This is a genomic window from Nocardiopsis listeri, assembly GCF_020741345.1.
Classification (GTDB): Bacteria; Actinomycetota; Actinomycetes; order Streptosporangiales; family Streptosporangiaceae; genus Nocardiopsis; species Nocardiopsis listeri_A.
Window position 1 is genome coordinate 1 of sequence record NZ_DYZD01000406.1, and the last position, 2,927, is coordinate 2,927.

At 68.7% G+C, this 2,927-nt stretch carries 2 protein-coding genes; one reads left to right on the plus strand and one right to left on the minus strand.

Annotation, left to right across the window (positions count from 1 at the left end; genetic code table 11):
• The first annotated feature begins 112 nt into the window (after window positions 1-112).
• The gene (locus tag K8V84_RS21830; RefSeq protein ID WP_304078075.1) at window positions 113-577 is read left to right on the plus strand and encodes a hypothetical protein; all 465 of its coding nucleotides are present in this window, start codon (window positions 113-115) and stop codon (window positions 575-577) included.
• Between the two features lie 159 nt (window positions 578-736).
• On the opposite strand, the gene K8V84_RS21835 is transcribed toward K8V84_RS21830, so the two are convergent.
• Window positions 737-2,320 carry an alpha/beta fold hydrolase gene (locus K8V84_RS21835; protein WP_304078078.1) on the minus strand — a complete coding sequence of 528 codons (1,584 nt, stop codon included), beginning with the start codon at window positions 2,318-2,320 and terminating at the stop codon, window positions 737-739.
• Between the last annotated feature and the right edge of the window lie 607 nt (window positions 2,321-2,927).

Sequence of the window (2,927 nt, forward strand, 5' to 3'; positions counted from 1 at the left end):
GTGGCCGGCCACTCGTTCGCCCCGGATCCCGCGCCCCCGCCCCCCTGCGGACGACCTCCCCCTGCTCCTCCGGGTTCTCGATGGCCTCCAGCGCATCCCGGTGGTGGCTTAGATGAGCGACCTGACGAACCCGCACCCCACGCCCCGGCCGAGGGAGGAACTCCCTGGCGTTCCGGTCCCGGTGTGCGCTGAAACGCACCTCAACTCATACGGCTCCATCCGCCGCTGTTGCCTGCCCACCGGCCACGAGGGTGATCACATGGAGGCCGGTGGCGACACCTGGGAACCGCCCTCTGTCGTACTGACGCGCCTGTATGAGCGTTGGGGGCGCACCCATCGATTCGCTTGGACGGGCCGGTTCTGGATGGCCACCCATCACAACCCCCGCAGCCACTGGCGCAGCGAGATCGAACCCACCCCGGAACTCCTGGAAGCGAGCCTGCGCCGCCACCACGGCGCACCTTCCGGCCCTGACCCCGAGAACGCACCCCTCACCCCAGAGGAGGAGTGGGCCTGGCGGCAACAGGGTGAGCGGTTCAAGCGCCAATGGGGCTTAACCGAACCGGGCAGCGGTTAGAGATCCCCGCGCCCCTTCGCGCGGGGCTCCACCGGGACACACGTTGGGCCCGTCCCTCTTCCTTTCCCGGCTGGAAGAGGGACGGGCCCGGTGCCCGGTACGGCCGGTCGACATCCAAGGTTCATGCTTCGCGTTCCGGGGCCCGGGTTGACGCCTGCCTCAACGCCTGGCCGAACTACTTCGTGACCAGGGGGTGTCCTCACCCGGACGGGGACGATCATGGCAGTCGATGTCCTGCGGGTCCTGGCCGTCGATGAGGTAGGCCTCCACCGCGTCGGCGACACACGGATACATCTGGTCCCCCTCGTCGTCTGTGAGGGAGGCGCCGTAGTAGACGTGGCCACCGTTGTCGACGACGCTCACCAGCGGGCTGTCGAGCCGATCGGCCATGTCGGCCGCGCCCTGGTACGGGGTCCTCGAGTCGAACTCGCCGGCGATGACGAGAGCCGGGGTCTCCCACTCGCGGGTCAGGTCGACGGTGGGCTCGGTCGGCTGGTTCTCGGAGAACAGGCACACCGGTGGTCCGGCCTGCGACGCCGCCTGACCGAAGGCGTGGGCGTCACGGAGCTCGCGCACGTCGGCCCGGTACCGATCCGGGTCCGTGGGCCACTCGGCCTCGCAGAGGAGCGACCAGACCAGGTGCGGGGGTCCCTCCAGCCGCCCCAGCTGTTCCTCGGCCTCCTCCGGGTCCTCCGGCGGCATCGGGATGTCGGGTTCCCCCGGGGGCTCGGGAGCCTCAGGAAGGGGGGTCTCCTCGGCCAGGGCCTTGAACAACAGGGCAGACTCGTCCCAGGACCCTTGGTCGTCGGCCGAGATGCTCACCAGGCTGCGGAAGTAGTCCTCGTCGTAGATCATCCCGCTCTCGGCTTCCCGGGGTTCCTCCCGGAGCAGCTCGGAGGTCTGTTCGAACGAGCGCAAGACTTCTTCTCGCGTGGCCCCGAAGCCGAACTCGTCGTCACGCTCGGCCAGCCAGTCCGTGTAGCGCTCGACGTTGTCGGTCGCGGCCTGGGACTGGGACAGGAAGTTCTCGCGCCAGACCCCGTCGGGGTCGACGGCCGAGTCGAGTACGGCCCGGTCGAGTCGCTCGGGGAAGAGAGTCCCGTAGACCGCGCCCAGATAGGTGCCGTAGGAGGCGCCGAGGTAGTCGATCTGTTCCTCCCCCAACACCGCGCGGACGACGTCCATGTCGCGGGCGGTGTTGGCGGTGGTGAAGTGGGGTCGCAGGTCGCCATCGGCCTCGTCGCACGCCTTGGCGTACTCGCGCTGGTTGTCGAAGTGTTGTTCGAGCTCCTCGTCGGTGGGGTGCGTGTCCAGGAGGGGAGGGTCGACCTCACAGTCGAGCCAGGTCGAGGCGCCCAGGCCTCGCGGGTCCATGCCGATGACGTCGTAGACCTCTCCGAGCGGGGTGGAGCCGATCTCGTCCGCGGTCAAACGCCCGGTCGCACCGGGTCCGCCCGGGTTGGTGAACAGGACGCCCTGTCGTTCCTCCTCGTCGACCTGGGCGGGCCTGCGGCTCACCCCCACATGGATCCGTTCGCCCTCGGGAGCGTCGTAGTCGAGTGGGACCTCCACCGTCGCGCAGTCGAGACCGGTGAGGAAGAAGTCCTCGCACTCTTCCCAGTCCACGTCCTGGTCGTGGAAGGCGGCCGGCGCCCGGTCCTCGGTGGGCTCTTGTCGGTCGTCGGCGAAGGAGACCGACGGTAGCGCTCCGGTCAGGGAGAGCGCGAGGCCGGTCGTGACCACGGCGGCTCCCGCTCCCGTCAATATTTTCGCTGTTCCCACTGCGCATTCCTCGCTCGTTCGGGCCACCGGTCTCATGCTCCGTGGCCGGAACCGGTTGTCGGCCGGCGTTCGAACGGCAATCTAGTGAGGGGAGCACCACGAGCGGATCCACCTCGCTGACGAAACCGGGGGTGGCGATAGTAGGGTCCTGCGGCGCTCGGGAACGAGTCGTCACCGACGAAAGTCGATGGATCACGAGCACGGGCTATCGAGGCCTTCCGCGCGAGCGAACCCCGGCGGTGCACCCGCCGACCTGTGCCGCCCGTCCTTTCGGAGGTCGCAGGTATCAACGAGCCGGATACCGCACCTGCCGCACAACGCGGCGCTGACCCGTACGAAGCGGCCTGACGATCATCCGTTCCCGGGCCGGTCGGACGAGTTCGTGGGCGTGATGGACGACGTCTGGTGGAAGGCTCCGCCACCGACCTCGGCAACGACGAAGGCCGGTGCGCCGGTCCATGTGCGATGGGCCCGGCTCACCGGCCTTCTCTGCTTCCCGCTTGGGCCTCTGACCTGCGGATTCTGCGGAGGGTGTGGGATTTGAACCCACGAAGCCCCGTCAAGGACT